Source organism: Catenulispora sp. MAP12-49 (assembly GCF_041262705.1).
Taxonomy (GTDB): domain Bacteria; phylum Actinomycetota; class Actinomycetes; order Streptomycetales; family Catenulisporaceae; genus Catenulispora.
Genome location: NZ_JBGCCP010000010.1, coordinates 201,064 through 220,125, shown reverse-complemented (window position 1 = coordinate 220,125; position 19,062 = coordinate 201,064). Strand labels below are relative to the sequence as shown.

Here is a 19,062-nt window from a genome sequence, read left to right as displayed (position 1 = left end):
TCAGGGCTCGTGGGGGGTGGTGTGCGAGCCGGTGCCGGGGGTGTGCGACGTGGCCGGCGGCAGGTTCAGGCTGTCGCCGAGGTTGGTGACGCCCTTCAGTGAGGCGTCGTCGGTCGCGCGGTAGTCCTGGGCCATCTTGACCATGCCCAGGCTGATCCCCTGGACGCCGTCGCGCGCGCCCTTGACGCTGTCGGCGAGGTTGCGGACCTGGGCGACGTAGTTCTCCCGGAAGCCGCGGCTGAAGTCGTCGTTCCCGATGCCGATGTCCCCGGCCAGCAGGGCGTACATCTGGTCGTGGACCGAGGTCATGTCGGCGACGTGGCCGTCGAAGGCGTGGCCGTGCTTCTCCAGGTCGTCCGGATCGGCCTGGATGTCGGTCACGACGCACCCCCGCGCAGGAACTCCGAGATGTCGAACTTGCCGGCCATGATGTCCTCGTACGGCAGCACCGCGCCCTCCCGCACCGGCGCCATGACGTCGGCGACCTGCGTGGCGTACTCGGCGCGCGCGGCAGCGACGGTGTCCAGCAGCAGCCGCGAGAGCTCGGCCGGGGCCATGTCCCGGTAGGCGCCGGTGTGGAAGGTGAGCTCGGTCAGCGCGCCGCCGGCGCCCAGCCCCACGGTCAGCGACCGGTCGCGCGAGCGCACACTGACGGCCAGCTCGGTGACCCGCTTCTGGGCATCGGCGATGGCCGCCATGCGCCGCTCGGAGTCGGCGACCAGCTCGGCGAGCTTGGCGCGGTCGAACGCCAGGCGCGGGTGGCCGGGAGGGACGTCGTCGGCGGAGGTGTGGGCTCCGGAGGTCATGGGCGCGGGCCTTCGGTGTGGTGGGGGAGGAGCGGGCGTTCGGTCGGGTGCGGACATGCCGGTACCGCGGCCCGGTCGTGACTTGGGAGAGTACAGACCGGGCCGCGGGACGCGGTACGCCTCATCGGCGGCCGCCGGGTTCGGGCAGGGTGCCCAGGACGCCGCCGAGGGCGTCGCTGCGGGCGCCCCAGACTTCCTCGTCCTCGGTGAGCCAGGTGTTGTGTTCGCGTTCTTTGTTCTGGCCCTGGCCGCCGCTGCCCATACCGCCCATGCCGCCCATCGGGGGCATGGCGCCGCCCTCGGCGCCCTCGGCGGTGCGCGCCGCGGCTGCTTCGTCGGCCGCGGTCTTCGCGGCCAGGTCGGCGGCGCTCGGGTCGGGGCCGTTGGTGCCGGTGAAGTTGCCCGCGCTGCCGGTTCCGGAGCCGTCGCCGAGGCCGCCTCCGCCGAGACCTCCGCCGCCCAGGCCGCCGCCGAAGGAGCCGCTGCCGCCTCCGCCGGAGCTGAAGCCGTCGCGGGGCAGGGAGGAGAACTCGGACGTCGGCGGGCGGATGCCCGACAGCAGACTGTCCGGGGGCGGGGTGAAGCTGGTGCCGCCGCCGCCGCCCAGCCCGCCGCCGAGGCCACTGCCCAGGCCGCCTCCGCCGCCGCCGAAGCTGCCGGAACCGCCACCGAGGCCGCCGCCACCGAGGCCGCCGCCGCCCAGGCCGCCTCCGCCCAGGTCGCCGCCTCCGCCGAAGCTGCCGGAGCCGCCGCCACCACCGCCGCCGCCGAGGTCGCCGCCTCCGCCGAAGGAACCGCCGCCGCCTCCGCCCCCGCCGAAGTCGCCGCTGCCCCCTCCGCCGCCGCCGAAGTTGCCGCCTCCGCCGCCACCGCCGCCGAAGTCGCCTCCGCCTCCGCCGTCGCCGCCTCCCCCACCGCCGCCACCGTCCGGGGGCGGGGTGATGCTCGGGTCCTTGTACTTCGTGTTCTGGACGTTGAAGAAGGGCATGGCTACTCGTTGAGTGCGGTCAGGGCCGCGTCGTAGGCCTGGACCATCGCGTCGCCGGCGCCGAGCATCGTGCCGGTGTAGCTCAGGTCGCCGCTGAGGGTGACGGGGGTCTTGCGGTCGTGGCCGTCCTCGTAGGTCGAGCCGGCCCAGATGAACCCGGCCGCGTCGCCCATCGCCTGGTTCATGTGCGCGATGTGCAGCAGGTTGTTCGGCCCGGCCTCGTTGTACTTGTGCATCTCCGTCGACAGCGCGGTGATGTAGTCCGTGAACGCCTTCAGGACCGTCTTGAACGCGTCCGCCGCCGGGCCCTTCCAGCTCTTCAGGATGCTGTCCCGGGCGGTGTTGACCGCGGTGACGTAGTTGTCCATCATCTCGCGGATGCTCAGGATCGCGTAGTGCGCGGTCTCCAGCGTCAGCGGCTTGGCCCACGTGCCCTCGGGCGGCAGGTCGCCGTAGGAGCCGTCGCCGCAGCCGCCGACGATGGCGGTGATGGCCTGGTTCCAGGTGTAGCCGGCGAAGCCCTTGCCGGTGGCCGGGGCGGTGGTGTCGTCGTGCCGGTCGCTGGAGCCGGGCGGGTTGCCGACCGTGACGTTCAGCGTGTAGCTGCACGTCGCGTCGAAGCTGGTGGACGACGTGCTGGTCTTCTTCGGCGGCGGAGGCGGCGTCTTCTTGGGAGGCGGTGTGTACTGGTCGGCCATCACGAACCTCCGTTGCCGTTGCCGTTGCCGTTCCCGGATCCGGGCCCCGACCCGCCGTGGTTGTTCAGGTAGTTGTTCAGGTTGTCCGTCAGCGCGTTCCCCAGAGCCTGCAGGTCGGTCTCGATCTGCGCGTCGCCCTTGTCGTAGTCCTCGGCGACCTTCTTCAGCGTGTCGGCCAGCATCGAGACCATCGTGTAGAGGTTCCCGTCGGACATCTGGGTGCTGTTCGGGTCCTGGTTCAGCTTCGTGTAGATCGTCGAGAGCTGCGTGTCGACCGTGTTCTTCAGGTTGTAGGCGCTCGCGATGTAGGTGTCGTCCTTCGCGTAGCCCGGCAGGATGCCGACCGAGGTGACGTCGGGGCCGGCCAGCGCGCTGCCCTTGCCGGAACTGCGCCCGGCGTACAGGTCGTACCGCAGCGCCGCGCCGGAGTAGCCGCCGGTCGCCGAGCAGTCCACCAGCCACGACACCCCGGCCGTGAACAGCCCGCCGTCGGCGGTCAGCGTCTTCTCGAACCAGTCGGCCAGAGCCTTGATCGCGTCGCTGTCGGCCGCCACGGTGCCGATGGTCGGCCCCGGGATGGCGGTGTGGGAACCGACATTCCAATCGTCACCGGAATCGGTGCTCACGACCGTCTCCTACTCTCGAGCTCGCGGACTGGTTGGCGGGGGTGGCCGGCGTCACAGCTGCCAGCGCTTGGTGGCCCGGTTCTCGGTGGTCACGATGCCGTCGGTGATGTTGTTCAGGTGCAGGCCGAAGTGCGACAGCAGCTCGTTCATCTGGTTCGCGGCGCGGTCCCAGTTCTGCTTCTGGGCCTCGTAGGCGTCGCCGGCGGGGCCGGTCCAGGTGGACTTCAGCCGGTCGCCGTAGGCCTGCAGCGCGGTCAGCCGGTCCTCGATGTTCTTGCTGGCGGCGCCCAGGGTGCTGACGAGCTGGGCCATGTTGTCGGTGTTGGCGACGAAAGCCATTACGGTCTCCTTACGGTGCGGTGTGGTCGCTGAGCATTCGGGGTGCGATCCGGGCCCGCCGCGCGGCGGCCCGGGGGCGGGATCACATGCCCAGCAGGGCCTTCTGGGCCGCGGTGTAGTCGTCCGGGCCGCCGATGCTCTTGACCACCTGGACCGCCCAGTCCTCGTTGTCGGCGTAGTCCTTGGCGCTGGCCCCCAGCACCTCGCGCATGGTCTCCAGGGCCTTGCAGATGTCGCCGAACTGGATCAGCCACTGGTCGAACAGCTCGCGGTAGCGGTCGGCCGCCGCGCTCTGCCACTGCAGGGCGTCGTGGTCGGCGCGCACCGGCGCGACGTAGCCGTTCAGGTCGTCCAGGGCCCGCGAGAACTCGCCGGCCGCCTGGGACATCGCTTCGTGTTCGTGCTGGAGTGTCGGGTCCACCATGGCGGGCTCCTGTGTCTGTTCGTTGCTGCCGGTCGTCACTGAAATCTGAACAGCCGCCGCCAAGACCCAACAAGGGCTGGTCCGTGAGATGTTGAGCAAATGGTGAGCCACCCGCGAAAGTGGACTCATGAGAGTTCTGGTGACCGGTCTGGGTCGGCGGCGCAGCCGCACGATCAGCGGCGGTCTGGGGATATTGGGGTTCGACGTCCGCGAAACCGACGCGGACGCCGATCCGCAGGTCGCGGCTGATGTGGTGCTGCTGGACTGCGGCGTGGTCGACAACGAGGTCCTGGCATACGTGCGGCGTCTGCGGCGCCGTACCCAGGCGCCGATCATCGCGGTGACGCAGCGTGTGGACCTGCAGGCCTGGCTGCGCGGGCACGAGGCGGGCATCGACGACTACGCGGTCCAGCCGTTCGGCCTGCAGGAGCTGGCGGCCCGGCTGCGGCTGGCGGTGGCGCCGGGCCGCGAGCAGCCGGCGGCCCCGGTCGCGCCGGCCGGCCCGCCGCGCCGGCTCACGGCCGGCCCGCTGGTGGTGGTCGAGGACTCCCGGGCGGTCACGGTCCACGGCACCCGCATCGATCTGCGCCCCAAGGAGTACCAGCTGCTGCTCGTGCTGTTGCGGCAGCTCGGGCGCGCGGTGCCGCGCGAGGAGCTGGTGGCCCAGCTGTGGCCGGCCGGCTGGGAGGGCGCGGAGCGTTCGCTGGAGGTGCACGTGGCCTCGCTGCGCGCGAAGATCGCCCTGCCCGGGATGATCTCCACGGTGCGCGGGGTCGGCTACCGCATGGTGACGCCGGAGTCGTTCCACCGGCTGACGGCGGCGTGAGGCGGAGCCGGCGTGCCCCACTCGCCGGATCCGCCCCCGCCGGGATTGCTCAGGGAGCTCAGGGAGTTCAGGGAGCTCAGGGAGCTCAGGCCGTGCACTGCAATCTGGCCGCCGAGATCCCGTAGCGCCAGCCCGCCGGGTAGTCGACGCCGTGGTCGAGCAGGCGCAGCTTCACACTGGCGCCGCCGACGTTGACCGTGCCCAGCGTGACCCACTTTCCGTGGGCCGTGTTCTGGTTCACGGTGTAGTCGGCGACCGTGGTGTCGGAGGGGCCTTCGGCGACCTGGTAGTCCGCCGCGGTGCCGCCGGTGTCGGTGGCCTTGCCGTCCCAGGGCACGTAGACGCTCACGGTGCACGACGCGGCCTGCGCGGTGCCGCTGCCGAAAGACCAGACCGCGCGGTTGGAGCCGTTGGTCGCGTCGCCGGTCATCGGCATCGACTGCATCGAGCCGTCGCAGCCGTCGCTTCCCCATCCGCCGCTGCCGTTGCTGCCCCAGCCGGAACTGGCGCCGGAGCCGACCGAGCTGTAGCCGCCGTTCCCGGCCAGTCCCGGACAGCCGGGGCCGGCCACCAGCGTGAAGGTCGCCGGCGGCGCCGACGCCGGCGGGGTCGCGGGTCCGCCTGCGGACGACGACGGGGCGGGCGGGGCACCGGGCGCGGAGGAGCTGCGCTGCGCCAACCCCGGGCCCGAGGACTGCGAGCCCGGACCGGACGTGGAACCTGCGCCGGTCGGCTTCGGCGCGCCGGCCGAGGACCCGGTCCCGGTCCCGGTGGTCGCGCCGGGGTACTTGGCCGTCTGCTGCCCGGTCTGCCACACCCACGGCGAATCGCCGGTCGCGCCGCTGGCGTAGCCGCCGTCGCCGCTGCTGGGCACCTGCTGGCCGACCAGTCCGGCGGTGGGGGCGGCCGACTTGTCGGCGCCCTTGCCCGAGCCGCCGCCGACGGTCGCCGCGACGGCGCCGCCGACCACCAGCACCCCGGCCACCGCGGCGGCGATCAGGCCCTTGGAACGGCCGGCGGGTGCGGCATCCGGCCACCGGCTTGCCGATTCGCCCTCGTCTTCGAGCTCATCCGCGGGCTCGTCTCTGGGCTCATCGCCGGGTCCGTCATCGGGCTCACCGGCGGGCTCGCCGCCGGCTCGGGAGCTGGTGACGGTGATGCTGTCGACATCGCCATCGAGTCCGGCCTCGGAGTTCAGATCGTCGTGTGCGGCTTCCGCGTCGGGCAGGGGAACGGTTTCGCGCTCGGTTCCGTCCTCGTCAAACGCCATCGGCGCTTCCTCCTCGCTGGCGGTCGGGCGATCATGGCGCTGACACGGTAGCGGGCCTAGGTGTCCGCGCGTCGTTCGCATCGAGCGCAGGTCCTTCGGGGAACAGGTCGAGGATCGGGGCCGGGACGGACGCCGGGGTGGCCGACGCGTAGCCGAGGCGGCCGAGGTCGTCCTTGGAGGCCACCGGGAAGCGTTCGCCGACCGCGCTGAGGAGTTGAGCCACGCCGCCGGCCGTCGAGGTCGCCAGGGCGCCGGCGCCGGGCCGGACCAGGACGCGGTCCGCGCGGCCGGCGCCGCTGTCGGCGGCGTCGGTGGCGCTCCAGGCGCCGGCCGCATCGACAGCCGACGCGGTGACCGATCGGAGCCGGTAGACCGGCGCGGCCGTCGGGTCCGAAGCCGGCGTCTCCTCAAGGCACACCGCGTTCGCGCCGCCGGCGGCTCCGTTCTGACCCGGCCCCAGACCCAGACCCGAACCGGAGCCTGCGGCGAGCGTCGGCAGCGCGGCCGGCAGGTCGCCGGAGAGTGCGGCGGTCACCTGGTTCTGCTGTTTCGCCGCGACGAGCCGGTTCGGGTCCAGCGGACGCGGCGCCGGAGAACCGCCGGCGCGCAGGAGTGCGGCTTGCGTCGGGCTCACCGGCGTCAGGCCCTGAGCCGTGACGACGTACTCGTAGCTGCCGCTGGCGTCCTGGTAGGTGTACAGGTCCCCGACCGTCCCCAGACCGGCCGAGGCGGTCCGGGCCCCGACGCTCAGCGGCGCGATGTCCGATCCGGCCGGCACCGCGTTGAGCCAGGCCGCGCCGACCGCCGTCGCCTGCGCCGCGGTCATCTGGAAGGCCGTCATCGTCGCCAACGGGGCCTTCAGCAGATGCCGCTGCCCGCCCCAGACCAGGTACCGGGCGTCGCCGACGCCGACGTACAGCGCCTGGCCGTCGGCGACATCGGTGCCCGTGACCTCGACGCCGAGCGCCGCGGAGACCTGGGCCTTGCCGTCGGGGCCGGCCGAGGAGCACACCGTCCACGGACCGCCGATCAGCGCGGCGGGGTCCGGCACGTCCGCGGGCGCGCCGATGATCCCCACCGGGGTGCCGCGCGGCACGTTCTTCAGCGCCGAGGCCGGGACGGCGCGCACCGCGTACTTCGGCAGCGCCAACATCGCCGAGGCCTGATTGAGGACCTGGTGCAGCGCGCCGTCGGTGTAGAGGTACTGGTTGTAAGAACCCTGTTCCACCACCACCGACTGGCCGTCCCGCCAGGAGGCATCGGTCTTCGGCGAGATCAGGCCGACCACGGCCGCCCCGCCGATGCCCAGCACTCCGACCGCCGTCCCGAGGAACAGCCCCGCCCTCAGCCGCTGCGCCGGGGGCTGCGCGGCGCCGGGGTCGCCGCTGACCAGCCCCGCGGTCAGCCGCCGCACCATGAACCGGTGGGCCTGCAGTTCCTGCCGCCGTGTCGCCACGTCTCAGCCCGCCAGTCCGCGCGCCCAGCCGAAGGCGCCGAGCACCCCGAGCGCCAGCGGTACCAGCGCGATCAGCACGAAGTACTCGCAGATGTCGGCGGCGCGCGCCGCGTACGGCGGGTCGTCGCTGGCCTGCCGGGGCCCGACCGAGGCCGCGATGAGCCCGATCAGCAGCGTGGCGACGGCGATCCCGGCGGTGACGCTGACGGTGCCGGTGTGGGTGTGCCCCATGGCGGACGCGCGCCAGGCGGCGCCGGCCAGCACGAGCATCCCGATGCTCTGCATCAGCAGCCTCAGAGCGGTGCGGGCGAACACGCGGGCCCGCAACAGGAAGGCCACGCCCAGGTCGGCGGCGGCCAGGGCGCCGAGCACCCCGTGCCCGGCGGCCGGAGTCGCCCCGCCGACCGCGAGCAGTCCGCTGCCGAGCAGCAGGGCCGCCATGATCCGGTCCACGCGCGCCGAGGTCGCCCACAGGTCCGCCTGGCCGCGGGCCGGCAGGTCGACCTGGATCCGCTCGGCCGTGGCGGGCAAGGCCGGAAGCCGTTGTCCGGCAAGGCGGAACGCGAGCCGGGGTACCGCGAGGACGAACGCGAGCCCGATCACGGCCGAGAGCACCGTGGTCTGGGTCAGCGCGTGGTGCAGGCCGACGCCGAGCGCCCCGGCCACGACCGTGCCGAACGCGACGACCGCCGTGGTGGCGAAGGGTTCCAGGCCGCTGGCGTCGGCCACCGGCTCGTCCAGGACGGCGGTCCCGGTCTGCGACCGGCGCGGCGCGGCCGCCAAGTGCCCGGCGGTGTCGACCGATCCGCCGACCGCCGCGGCGGCGCCGGCGGAGGCCAGCAGCGCCGCCGCCCCGGCCCACAGCGCGGACGCCGATTCCGGGTGCGTCATCGAGTGCGCGAAGGTGTCCGCCGCGAGCCAGCCGCCGAGCGCGGCCCAGCCGACGGCGGCGACGCCGAGCGCGGTGGCGGTCGGCCGCGCGGCCATCACGCGGCCGGCGACCGCCGAGGCGATCAGGACCAGGACGGCCACCGCGCCGGCGATCCCGGCGCGTTGCCCGACCGGGCCGGAGCCGGCCGCCACACCCGCCGCCCCGGCGGCCAGCGCCACCGTGCCGAGTACCGGTCCGGCCCAGCGGCCGGCACCCTCGCGCAGCCGGTCCTCGCGTTCGCGCACCGCGGTCGCCAGGCCGTCCACGGCGTCGTCGAAGACGGCGGTCGGCGCGGTGGCGCGGCGCGGCCGCAGGTAGAGCGTCTCGCCGTCGAGGATCTGCAGCTCGGCCAGGGTGCGGGCGGCCGGCAGCGGGGCGCCGCCGACGCGCTGGAGCACCCAGCCGTCGTGGGCCAGGCCGGCGTCGGCCAGCTCGGGACCGGCGAAGCTCAAGATTGCTGGTAGGAAGTCCGCCAGGGGGACCGCGGTGGGCAGCGCGAGTTCCAGCACGTTGGCAGGGGTCGCGATGGAGAGCCGACACAAGTCGGCCTCTGGCAGCGTGGCTCGGATGCTCAACGTCCCGCTCTTCTTTCCTTTGCGCACTGGTCCAGACGAGTGCTCGACTATCGCGGGTCGTGTGACCAGGCCGCCAGGGGAAGCAGAGCTAACGTTGAGCATCCGAGAATTCCGGCCGGTGCCGCGCCGCCCCGCCCCGCAGTTCCCTCAAGGAGAGATCGCTTTCCAGGAACCCCCGGCGATCCTGGAGCCGGTGTCCGGAGGCCTCGGACAAGCGATGATGGCTGTACCGATGGCGGCCAGCAGCGGCGCCATGGCGATGATGTTCCTGCAGCCGGGCGCGAAGCCCACCAACTATCTGGCCGGCGGCATGATGGCGGTGTCCTCCCTGGGCATGGTAGGCATGCAGGTTGGCCGCGGCGGCGGGGACAAGAAGGCCAAGCTGTCCGGGGACCGCCGTGACTACCTCCGGCACCTGGACCAGAACCGGCGCCAGGTCCGCAAGCACATCGACGCCCAGATCAAGGCCCTCACCTGGCGGCACCCGGACCCGGCGGCGCTGTGGTCGGTGGCGATGAGCGGCCGGCTCTGGGAGCGCGGCCCGGCCGACCGGGACTTCGCCGAGGTGCGCCTGGCCACCGGGCCGATGGCGCTGGCGGTGAGGATGGCGCCGCCGCAGACCAAGCCGATCGAGGACCTGGACCCGGTGTCGGCGAACGCGCTGCGCCGGTTCCTGCAGGCCTACAAGACCATCCCGGACCTGCCGATCGCGGCGAACCTGCGGGCGTTCTCGCGGGTGGCCTTCGACGGCGACGGACCGGCGGCCCGGGCCGTGGCGCGTGCGTTGCTGACCCAGCTCGCGGTCATGCACAGTCCCGAGGACCTGCGGATCGCCGTGCACTGCGGCGACACCACGCGCGAGCGCTGGGAGTGGGTCAAGTGGCTGCCGCACGCGCTGCACGCCTCGGAGGTCGACGCGGTCGGCCGGGTGCGGCTGATCAGCGACAGCTTCGCGGACCTGGAGCGGCTGCTGGATCCGGGCGACTTCCGCGAGCGCGGGCCGCATGATCCGGCGGCGGCGCCGACCGCGCGCGAGCCGTTCACCGTGATCCTGCTGGACGGCGGCGAGCTGCCGGCCGACCACCGCGCGCTGCGCAGCGGGTACCGCAACGCCGTGCTGTTGGATCTGACCGGCGCGGCCGTCGGGCCGGACGCCCCAGTGGCGACGCTGCGGCTGCGCGCGACCCGCGAGGGCGCCGACGCCGTGCTGGCCGCCGTGACCTCGGACCGGGCCGGTAGCGAGGACGTCAATCCGCTGGGACGCGCGGCGACGCTGAGCACCGCGGAATCCTCGGCCGTGGCGCGGATTCTGGCCCCGCTGCGGGTGAGCGGCACCGGGGATTCCGGCGGCCGCGGCACCGGCGACATCTCCTTCACCGGCCTGCTCGGCATTCGCGACGCGCGCGGCCTGGACCCGGCGCAGACCTGGCAGCCGCGCCCGAACCGGGAGCGGCTGCGGGTCCCGCTCGGCCTGACCGAGCAGGGGCTGCCCGCCGAGCTGGACATCAAGGAGGCCGCGCAGGGCGGCACCGGTCCGCACGGCATGATCATCGGCGCCACCGGCTCCGGCAAGAGCGAGCTGCTGCGCACCCTGGTGCTGGCGATGGCGGTCCGCAACGACCCCGAGATCCTGAACTTCGTCCTGGTCGACTTCAAGGGCGGCGCGACGTTCCTCGGGCTGGACAAGCTGCCGCACACCTCGGCCGTCATCACCAACCTGGCCGACGAGCTGCCGCTGGTGAAGCGCATGTACACGGCGCTGCACGGGGAGATGGTGCGGCGGCAGGAGCTGCTGCGCGCCGCCGGGAACTACGCCTCGCTGCGCGATTACGAGGCGGCCCGCAACTCCGGGGTGCCGCTGGCGCCGCTGCCGTCGCTGTTCCTGGTCGTCGACGAGTTCAGCGAACTGCTCGCGGCGCACTCGGAGTTCCTGGAGCTGTTCGTGATGATCGGCCGGCTGGGGCGCTCGCTCGGCGTGCACCTGCTGCTGGCGTCGCAGAGGCTTGACGAGGGCCGCATCCACGCGCTGGAGGGCCACCTGTCCTACCGCGTCGGTCTGCGGACGTTCTCGGTGGCCGAGTCCCGGGCGGTGCTCGGCGTCGGCGACGCCTACGACCTGCCGTCGACGCCGGGGCACGGCTTCCTGCGCTGCGGGACCGATCCGCTGATCCGGTTCCGCGCGGGGTACGTCTCGGCGCCGTACGTCCCGCCGAAGGCCGGCGAGGAGACCGAGGACTCGGGGCGCTACCACGTGATCCGGTATCGCTCGTCGTACCTGGCGCCGCGGGTCGCCCCGCAGGCCGAGGCGGCGGAGGCCGAGGCCGAGGAGGAGTTCACCAGCCCCCCGGTTTCCGAGACCACGCTTCAGGTCCTGGCCGGCCGGATGCAGGGGCAGGGCCGGCCGGCGCACCGCATCTGGCTGCCGCCGCTGTCCACGCCGCCGACCCTGGACGCGCTGCTGCCGGAGGCGGTCGCGGCGCTGACCGGCGGGCTGCCGAACCCTGACCCGCGGGCGACGAACTACGGCTCGCTGGCGCTGTCCGGCGCGGCCGGTCCCGCGCGCGGCGTGAACGGGCCCGACGACACCCTGCTGGCCGTGCTCGGCGTCACCGACCGGCCCTTCGAGCAGCGGCACGATCCGCTGGTCGCGGACCTGGCCGGGGCGGCGGGCCACGTCGCGGTGGTCGGGGCGCCGCTGTCCGGCAAGTCGACGATGCTGCGGACCCTGATCAGCTCCCTGAGCCTGCGCTACACCCCGCGCGACGCGCAGTTCTACTGCCTGGACTTCGGCGGCGGCGGGCTCACCGGGCTGTCGGACCTGCCGCAGGTCGGCGGGGTCGCCGGCCGGCTGGACGGGGAGAAGGTGACGCGGACCGTCGCCGAGGTCTCGATGCTGCTGGCCGAGCGCGAGCAGGCGTTCGCCGCGCGGGGGATCGGGTCGATGGCGGAGTACCGGCGGCGCCGGCGTTCCGGGGAGTTCCCGGACGACCCGTTCGGCGATGTCTTTCTGGTCATCGACGGCTGGTTCACCTTCCACCAGGACTACGAACGGCTGGAACCCTCCATCCAGGACATCGCCGCGCGCGGGCTCGGCTTCGGCGTGCACCTGGTGATCACCGCGGCGCGCTGGACCGAGGTGCGGCCCTGGCTGCGCGACCTCATCGGGACCCGGCTGGAGCTGCGCCTGGGCGACCCGATCGACTCGGAGGTGAACGCCGCGCTGGCCAAGGAGGTGCCGGCGGTGCCGGGCCGCGGCCTGACCAGCGGGCGCCTGCACTTCCTGACCGCGCTGCCGCGCATCGACGGCGATCCGGACGCCGCGACCCTCGGCGAGGGCACGCGCGACCTGGTGCGGTACGTCACCAAGGCCCACCCCGGACAGGCCGCGCCGCCGGTGCGGATGCTGCCGACCCTGCTGCCCGCCGCGCGGCTGGCGCAGCCGGACTCCCGCTCGGCGGTGGCGCTGGGCTGGGACGAGACGCGGCTGCAGCCGGTGCTGCACGAGTTCGCCGCCACGCCGCACCTGATGGTGTTCGGCGAGAACGAGAGCGGGAAGACGAACCTGCTGCGGCTGGTCGCCAAGGCCGTGACCGAGCGCGCCGAGGCGAAGGAGGTCAGGGTCCTGCTGGCGGACACCCGCCGCCGCCTGCACGACGCGGTGCCGCCGTCGAAGCAGCTCGGCTACGCGGTGACCGCGAGCGCGCTGGAGGACCTGCTGAAGGAGATCACGCCGGTCCTGCTGCAACGCGTGCCGGGCCCGGACGTCGAGCCGGCGCGGCTGCGGCTGCGGGACTGGTGGAGCGGCCCGGAGCTGTACGTGGTGGTGGACGACTACGACTTGATGATCGGCAGCCGCGGCACGCCGCTGGCCCCGCTGCTGGAACTGCTGCCGCAGTCCGCGGAGATCGGCCTGCACCTGGTGCTGGCCCGCTCCACGGCCGGCGCGGCCCGGGGCATGAACGACCCGGTGCTGCGGCGGCTGTGGGAGCTGAGCACGCCGGGACTGCTGCTGTCGTGCAGCAAGGACGAGGGCGTGTTCCTCGGCGACGCGCGGCCGATGCGGCTGCCGGCGGGGCGGGCGCAGTTGGTCAGTCGGCGGACCGGGACGATGGTGCTGCAGACGGCTTGGGCCGGCGAGGACGTGGCGTGAGACGGGTGGGGAACGGCGTATCGATCGGGGCGCGCTCCGGCGGGCCGGCGCGGGCGGCGTCCGCCGGTGGCCTGGTGGCGGTGCTCGTCGCAGGGCTTTTGGCCGCGCCGGTCGGCGGCCTGCCGTCAGCCGCGGCCGACGACTGCCAGCCCTCGGTGCAGGCGGTGCCGGTGACCGCGCAGGTGCCATGGGCCCAGACCTCCTTGCGCTTCGGCGATCTGGCGCCGTTCACCGGATCCGGCACCCGCGTCAAGGTCGCGGTCGTCGACTCCGGGATCGATGTGGCGGCGCCGCAGCTGGCCGGAGCCGTCGATGTCGCGGACAGCGTCTCGCTCGTCGATCCCAAGACCTATCCGCCGACCGCCGACGCGCTCGGGCACGGGACCATGGTCGCCGGGATCATCGCCGCGCGGGCCCGGGCCGGGTCCGGGGTGGTGGGGCTGGCGCCTTCGGTGGTCAGTCTGCTGTCGATCCGGACCTACAAGACCTGTGAGAGCGAGGACGCGCCGATCGCCCAGGGGATCCGGGAGGCGGTGGCGCGGGGCGCGAAGATCGTCAACGTGTCGGCGGGGAGTTCCACGGACTCGCCCGATCTGGCCGCGGCGGTGCGCGACGCGCAGGCCGCGGGGGTGCTGATCGTCGCGGCGGCCGGGAACCTCGGGGCGCAGCAGGATGGCGACCCGCCGCAGTACCCGGCCGCGTATCCGGGGGTGATCGCGGTCGCGGCGGTCGGGACGGACCGGGCGGTGGCGACGTACTCCGAGCACGGCGCGTACATCGGCCTGGCCGCTCCGGGCGGGTCGGCGGACGCTCCGCTGCTCGGCGTCGGACCGGCCGACAACGGGACGCTGGCCTCGGGGCTGGGGACGTCGTTCGCAGCGCCTTACGTCACCGCCACCGCCGCTCTGGTCTGGAGCCGCTACCCGTCGCTGACCGCCGCGCAGGTACGGCAGCGGCTGTACGCGACCGCCGACCGGATGGCCGCCGGGGCGCCGGATGCGTTCTACGGATGGGGCATCGTCGACCCCTACGCGGCAGTGACTTCCGTCTCAACACCGGCGCCGGCAACGACTCCGCCTCCTGCTTCTCCAGCTCCGCTCTCGTTCGCAGCGGCACCGGCACAGAGGGATTTCACCGGGCGGGCTTTGGCTGTTGGCGGAGGCGGGATACTGTCCGCCGGGGGAGTCGCCGGGGCTGCGTGGTTGGCTCGGCGCCGAAGGCGTGTCATGCAGCCGCCGGTCCCTGCTGGAAAACTCTGATCTGAGTCCCGACCGACACGATTCTCTTGGGGTACGGCTTTTATGTGGGGTGAGGGAACCGTCCTGGCCGGCCGGTACCAGCTGCGCCAGCGGATCGGCGGCGGCTCGATGGGCGACGTCTGGCGGGCTCTGGACACGGTGCTCGGCCGCGAGGTGGCGGTCAAGATCCTGCTGCCGGCGCTGCTCGACGACGCCGGCTTCGCCGCGCGCTTCCACACCGAGGCCCGGGTCCTGGCCGCGCTGAGCCACCCCGGCATCGTCTCGGTCTTCGACTACGGCGAGGCCGACGACCCGCGCACGGCCTTCCTGGTGATGGAGCTCATCGCCGGCCGCCCGCTGTCGGACCTGCTGGACGAGAGCGCCCCGCTGTCCGAGGCCACCACCCTGACCATCGTCGCCCAGACCCTGGAGGCCCTCCAGGCGGCGCACGACCGCGGAATCGTCCACCGCGACGTGAAACCGGCCAACCTGATGCTCCGCGGCGGCAGTGTGGTCGTGACCGACTTCGGCGTCGCCCGCACCGCCGACGCCCGCCGCCTCACCGCGGCCGACGTGGTCCTCGGCACCGCCGTCTACGCAGCCCCCGAACAGGCCCGCCACACAGCGGTCACAGCGGCGGCGGACCAGTACGCGGTCGGCGTGATCGCCTACGAATGCCTGACCGGCTCCCCGCCCTTCGACGGCGGCACCCCTCTCGGCATCATGATGAAGCACCTCCAAGAACCGGTCCCCCCACTGCCCGACACCGTGTCGGCACCAGTACGCGACCTGGTGATGCGAGCCCTGGCGAAGGACCCCGCGGAACGCTTCGCGAGCGCCCGCGAAATGGCCGAGACCGCCCGCCGCCTGGCAGCGCGCAGCGAGAGCCTCACGCGGATCGGCACACCGCAGGACAGCTTCCAGACCGGCGTGGACGTCGCGGCAGTGGAGGCCGCCGCGGCGATCGCGGAGGCGGCGCGGGGGGACGGGGACTTCCTGTCGTTCACGGTGGTGCCTCGGGACGACGCGGCGGAGGCGGAGGCCGCGGGGGACGCGGAGGCCGACGGCGAGGTGCCAGGTGCTGCTGGCGCTGCTAGTGGCACTGGTGATGGCGGCGCGGCGAAGGCCGGGACCGGGGCCGGCATCGGCATCGGCGCTGAGGGTTCGCCGGCGTGGGCTTCGTACGCGATACGGCCGCAGGCGGAGGGGACGGACTGGGCCTCGTTCACGGTGCGCGGACCGGCGGACGGGACTGAGCCGCTGCCCTCTGGCGAGACGACGGCTGACGTCGAAGCGCCGGCCGAGCCGGAGTCGAAGGCTGAGGAACGTGCCGGGGCCGGGCGGGTGGTGCCGCAGGACTCGTTCATGGCCGGTGTGGATCGGGACGCCGAAGGTCTGCCTGCTCAGCAGAGCGCGCCTGCAACCGAGGTCGGCAAGCCTGCGCGAGCTGGATTTGGTGCTCGGTGGCGCAAGCGGAATGCGGCGGAGCAGCAGGGGCAGAAGGAGCAGCAGGAGGCCCGCACAATCGGCGAGCCGGAGTCGACCGGCCGACAGGCAGCGGACGCAGAGCCGACCGGCCAGCAGGCAGCCGCCGTAGAGCTGACCGGCCAGCAGGCAGCCGCCGTAGAGCTGACCGGCCAGCAGGCAGCCGCCGCAGAGCCGACTGAGCAGCAGGCGATTGCCACCGAGCCGAGCGATCAGCATGCGATTGCCGCAGAGCCGACCGACTCCAGCGCGCCCGGCGAAGCCCTCGATGCCGGCGCCGCCCCGGAACCCGAATCAGAACCCGAGCCGGAGCTTGAACCGGACTCGGAAGCCGAGCCGGACCCGACCCCCGCCCCCGCCCCGGACCCTGACCCGGACCTGCCCCCGCGCATCGCCGCCGGCCATGCCATGCCCCTGAACTCCTTCAACGCGGGCGTCGACCTGGATCCGGTCGAAGAGGCCCCGGCCGGCCGCGTCGTTCCGCAGGATTCGTTCACCGTCGGTGTCGTGCCCGAGTCCGGCGGCTCCGGCGACTCCGGTGATTCCGACCGTTCCGGCGGGCCGGGCTCCTTCACCATCGTCGGTCCGGCCGGTGCCGAGGAGGCTTCCGGGCCTCGGGAGGCCGGGCCGGGTCGGCGGCGGGCGATCGTTCTGGCCGCTGTGGGGGTCGCCGCCGTGGTGGCTATCGCTGTGGCGTATCCGCTCGCGCATGGTGGTTCGCATGCCTCGGCTGCGAGTGGTGCGCCGGTGGGTGTGGCGAGTGCGACGAGTGCTTCGGGCGGGGTCTCCACTTCTGATGTGAGTGTCACGTCGGTGGTCTCTGAGACCTCGACGATCGTTGTGACCTCGGCGTCGAGTGTGCACGGCAAGCCCGTGGCGACTTCTGCGGCGCCGCCGGCCAGTGTCGGGGGCAAGCCGGTGCCGACGAGTAGTTCCGGTTCGGCGTTGACGTCGCGGCCTCCGGTTTCGGCCACGTCCTCGGCCGCGGTCCCGCCGCCGACGACTCCGTCCTCGCCGGCCGTGCCGCACAAGTCCGGGTACATCACCAACGTCGGCGACGGCGATGCCATCGACGTCTTCGGCAACTCCTCCGGGTCGCCCCTGTTCGCCGACGGTTCCTCGCTGACCGTCGAGCCGCAGGCGGGGCGGGCCGGGCAGAGCTTCCAGGCGACCGCGCTGACGTCGAACGGGCAGGCGGTGTACGAGTTCGGCGACGGGTTGAACACCAGCCAGCTGATCGACGCGACCGGTGGCAAGGTCACCTTGTCGCACTGCTCCTGCGGGTCGGTGTTCCAGATGTGGTGGCTGTCGCAGGACTCGAGTACGCCGAGCGGTGCCTTCTACATCAACAGCCAGGGGGCTGCCGGGCAGTGTCTGACCGACAGCGGCCAGACCAACACGTTGGCGCTGAAGCCCTGTGTGGCCGGGGACAAGGCGCAGGAGTGGTTCCTGCCCTGAGGTTTTGAGTAAGTCCTGAGCCTTGAGCAAGCCCTGAGCTGCGGCGGCTCACAGCGACTCACAGGTCGTAGGGGATGCCGCGCACCGCGTGCTCCGCATGCCCCACGACCTCCTCGACCAGCCGCTTGATGTGGCTGCCGCGCAGACGGTAGAGCCGGGCCCGTCCCTCGGCGCGCTGCTCGACCAGGCCGCCGAGGCGGAGTTTGGCCAGATGCTGGCTGGCGGCGGTGGGCGTGCAGCCGGCGGTCTCGGCCAGGGCGCCGACGCCGAGTTCGCCGTCGCGCAGGGCCCACAGCAGGCGCAGGCGGCTGGGTTCGGCCAGCAGGTCCAGGAAGCCGACCGCGGTGTCCACGACCGGGTCCGGCAGGGTGCGGTCGGCGGCGTCGGCGTGGTCCGGGTGGTGGCCCGGGGGATCGGCGGGGGAGTCGGGATGCTCGCCTGGGTGGGCCATGGGGGCCATCCTCTCACCTGCGCGGACGGCCGGTGGCCCGCCGGTTCGCACGGCGCTTCGCACCGGTTGCCCGGCCTGGTGGGGCGGGCCCCGCGCCACATGGAACGGGACCCTGGCCGGCGCTCAGCCGACCGGTTCGAACTCCTCGGCCTTCACGCCGGCGACGAAGGCCGCCCACTCGGATGCCGAGTACACGATCACCTCGCCGTCGGGACGGCGCGAGTGCCGCACGCCGACCGAGCCGTCCGCCAGCATGGCCACCTCGACACAGTTGGTGGCGCCGTTGCTGAGGCTGCTCTTGCGCCAGGCGGCGCTCGCCAGGTCCGGGTGCCCGGCGTCGTCGGTGCCTTGGTGCGGTGTTGTGCTGGTGCTCAACTAGCTCTCCATCTTCGTCAGCAGGTCGGCCAGCCAGAGCGCCGACCGTTCGGGGGAAAGTGCCGCGGCACGCAGCTGGTCGAACACCGACGCGTAATTGCGCACCTCGTCGAAGGTCTCCAGGAAATGCGTCCGTGTCAGGTTGTCCAGGCATACCACGTCGTGTTCCAGAGGATTACCAAAGCCTACAATCGCGAACGGCTCGTCAAGACCGGAATATGCCCCTGCTGAATGGGTGATGATCTGGATGACGATATTCGGCCGGCGTGATTCCTCGATGACGCGTTCGATCTGACCCCGCATGACCTCGGGTCCTCCGACGCTCTGGCGCAGCGCCCCTTCGTGCATCACCAGCCGCAGCCGCAGCGGTTCGGCGCCGCCGAGCATGCGCTGCCGGGCGCGGCGGACCGCGACCAGGGCGTCCACATCGAGCGGTTCAGCCCGGATCCGCCAGGCCTCGGCCAGCGCCCGGGTGTAGGCCTCGGTCTGCAGCAGGCCGTGGACGAGTTGCACGGTGTGCGCGTCGATCGACGTCGCCGCGGCCTCCACGCTGATGTAGTCCGCGTACGGCTCCGGGATGGCCCGCCGGTAGTACTGCCACCAGCCCTTGTCCCTGATCTGGCCGGTCAGGTTCAGCAGCGTCGTGCGCAGGTCATCGTCCTGGACGCCGTACACGTCCAGCGCCGCCGCCACGTCGATGCGCCGCAGCCGGCCCTGGCCGTTCTCCAGCCGGGACAGGGTCGAGTCGGAGATCTCCAGCCGCTCGGCCGCGCCCTGCAGCGTCAGTCCGGCACCGAGCCGGAGCCGGCGCAGCGCCGCGCCGAGCCGGCGGCGGCGGATCGGCGGCGCCGAGGGCCCGGACGGGACCCGGGCCGCGCGCTCGACCGCGCCGGCGGGTTCGTCCGGCCCGCCGTCCGGCGCGGTCCCGGTGGCGGGTCCGGGGACTTCTGCGGATGTCATCGCCAA

Annotated in this window: 17 protein-coding genes; 4 read left to right on the top strand and 13 right to left on the bottom strand. The window is 73.2% G+C overall.

Translation table 11 applies throughout. The annotated features are described in order from the left end of the window. From ABIA35_RS20620 to ABIA35_RS20590, 7 genes are all read right to left on the bottom strand, one after another. Nucleotides 1–381 carry a WXG100 family type VII secretion target gene (locus ABIA35_RS20620; protein ID WP_370336028.1) on the bottom strand — a complete coding sequence of 127 codons (381 nt, stop codon included), beginning with the start codon at nucleotides 379–381 and terminating at the stop codon, nucleotides 1–3. Continuing rightward, on the bottom strand, nucleotides 378–806 hold the full coding sequence (locus ABIA35_RS20615; RefSeq protein WP_370336026.1) for a YbaB/EbfC family nucleoid-associated protein: 429 nt from the start codon (nucleotides 804–806) through the stop codon (nucleotides 378–380). Before ABIA35_RS20615 ends, ABIA35_RS20620 begins: the two co-directional genes overlap by 4 nt. A gap of 121 nt (nucleotides 807–927) precedes the next feature. Then, nucleotides 928–1,794 (bottom strand): hypothetical protein, encoded by an 867-nt coding sequence (locus ABIA35_RS20610; protein WP_370358923.1) that lies wholly within the window; start codon nucleotides 1,792–1,794, stop codon nucleotides 928–930. Between the two features lie 2 nt (nucleotides 1,795–1,796). Continuing rightward, entirely contained in the window at nucleotides 1,797–2,492 is a 696-nt protein-coding gene (locus ABIA35_RS20605) for a hypothetical protein (RefSeq protein ID WP_370336022.1), read from the bottom strand. After that, nucleotides 2,492–3,118 carry a hypothetical protein gene (locus ABIA35_RS20600; protein ID WP_370336020.1) on the bottom strand — a complete coding sequence of 209 codons (627 nt, stop codon included), beginning with the start codon at nucleotides 3,116–3,118 and terminating at the stop codon, nucleotides 2,492–2,494. Before ABIA35_RS20600 ends, ABIA35_RS20605 begins: the two co-directional genes overlap by 1 nt. 51 nt (nucleotides 3,119–3,169) lie before the next feature. Then, complete coding sequence (locus ABIA35_RS20595; RefSeq protein WP_370336018.1) at nucleotides 3,170–3,457, bottom strand: WXG100 family type VII secretion target; 288 nt, start codon at nucleotides 3,455–3,457, stop codon at nucleotides 3,170–3,172. An 82-nt stretch (nucleotides 3,458–3,539) separates the two neighbouring features. After that, on the bottom strand, nucleotides 3,540–3,881 hold the full coding sequence (locus ABIA35_RS20590; protein ID WP_370336016.1) for a WXG100 family type VII secretion target: 342 nt from the start codon (nucleotides 3,879–3,881) through the stop codon (nucleotides 3,540–3,542). Between the two features lie 127 nt (nucleotides 3,882–4,008). Between ABIA35_RS20590 and ABIA35_RS20585 the strand changes: the two genes are divergently transcribed. Further along, nucleotides 4,009–4,707: a winged helix-turn-helix domain-containing protein gene (locus ABIA35_RS20585; protein ID WP_370336015.1), complete on the top strand. Its 699-nt coding sequence runs from the start codon at nucleotides 4,009–4,011 to the stop codon at nucleotides 4,705–4,707. 85 nt (nucleotides 4,708–4,792) lie between these two features. Here the strand turns inward: ABIA35_RS20585 and ABIA35_RS20580 are convergent, their stop codons facing one another. The 3 genes from ABIA35_RS20580 to eccD are packed head-to-tail and all read right to left on the bottom strand — an operon-like array spanning nucleotide 4,793 to nucleotide 8,939. Then, nucleotides 4,793–5,977, bottom strand: a complete 1,185-nt coding sequence (locus ABIA35_RS20580) for a hypothetical protein (RefSeq protein ID WP_370336013.1) — start codon at nucleotides 5,975–5,977, stop codon at nucleotides 4,793–4,795. 31 nt (nucleotides 5,978–6,008) lie between these two features. Next, nucleotides 6,009–7,433, bottom strand: coding sequence for a type VII secretion protein EccB (gene eccB / locus ABIA35_RS20575; RefSeq protein ID WP_370358922.1), 1,425 nt, complete (start codon nucleotides 7,431–7,433; stop codon nucleotides 6,009–6,011). 3 nt (nucleotides 7,434–7,436) lie between these two features. Continuing rightward, nucleotides 7,437–8,939: a type VII secretion integral membrane protein EccD gene (gene eccD, locus ABIA35_RS20570; protein ID WP_370358920.1), complete on the bottom strand. Its 1,503-nt coding sequence runs from the start codon at nucleotides 8,937–8,939 to the stop codon at nucleotides 7,437–7,439. Nucleotides 8,940–9,033: 94 nt separating this feature from the next. Here eccD and eccCa point away from each other — a divergent pair, with 94 nt between their 5' ends. From eccCa to ABIA35_RS20555, 3 genes are read left to right on the top strand one after another with little or no spacing between them, the layout of a single operon-like run. Continuing rightward, nucleotides 9,034–13,089, top strand: coding sequence for a type VII secretion protein EccCa (gene eccCa / locus ABIA35_RS20565; RefSeq protein ID WP_370358919.1), 4,056 nt, complete (start codon nucleotides 9,034–9,036; stop codon nucleotides 13,087–13,089). Further along, complete coding sequence (locus tag ABIA35_RS20560; RefSeq protein WP_370358918.1) at nucleotides 13,086–14,348, top strand: S8 family serine peptidase; 1,263 nt, start codon at nucleotides 13,086–13,088, stop codon at nucleotides 14,346–14,348. Before eccCa ends, ABIA35_RS20560 begins: the two co-directional genes overlap by 4 nt. Before the next feature lie 42 nt (nucleotides 14,349–14,390). Then, nucleotides 14,391–17,270: a protein kinase gene (locus ABIA35_RS20555; RefSeq protein ID WP_370358917.1), complete on the top strand. Its 2,880-nt coding sequence runs from the start codon at nucleotides 14,391–14,393 to the stop codon at nucleotides 17,268–17,270. Between the two features lie 58 nt (nucleotides 17,271–17,328). Here the strand turns inward: ABIA35_RS20555 and ABIA35_RS20550 are convergent, their stop codons facing one another. From ABIA35_RS20550 to ABIA35_RS20540, 3 genes are all read right to left on the bottom strand, one after another. After that, the gene (locus ABIA35_RS20550; protein WP_370358916.1) at nucleotides 17,329–17,721 is read right to left on the bottom strand and encodes an ArsR/SmtB family transcription factor; all 393 of its coding nucleotides are present in this window, start codon (nucleotides 17,719–17,721) and stop codon (nucleotides 17,329–17,331) included. 123 nt (nucleotides 17,722–17,844) lie between these two features. Then, the gene (locus tag ABIA35_RS20545) at nucleotides 17,845–18,096 is read right to left on the bottom strand and encodes a DUF397 domain-containing protein (protein ID WP_370335999.1); all 252 of its coding nucleotides are present in this window, start codon (nucleotides 18,094–18,096) and stop codon (nucleotides 17,845–17,847) included. Beyond that, entirely contained in the window at nucleotides 18,097–19,056 is a 960-nt protein-coding gene (locus ABIA35_RS20540; RefSeq protein WP_370358915.1) for a helix-turn-helix domain-containing protein, read from the bottom strand. It lies immediately after the preceding gene. Nucleotides 19,057–19,062: the final 6 nt, after the last annotated feature.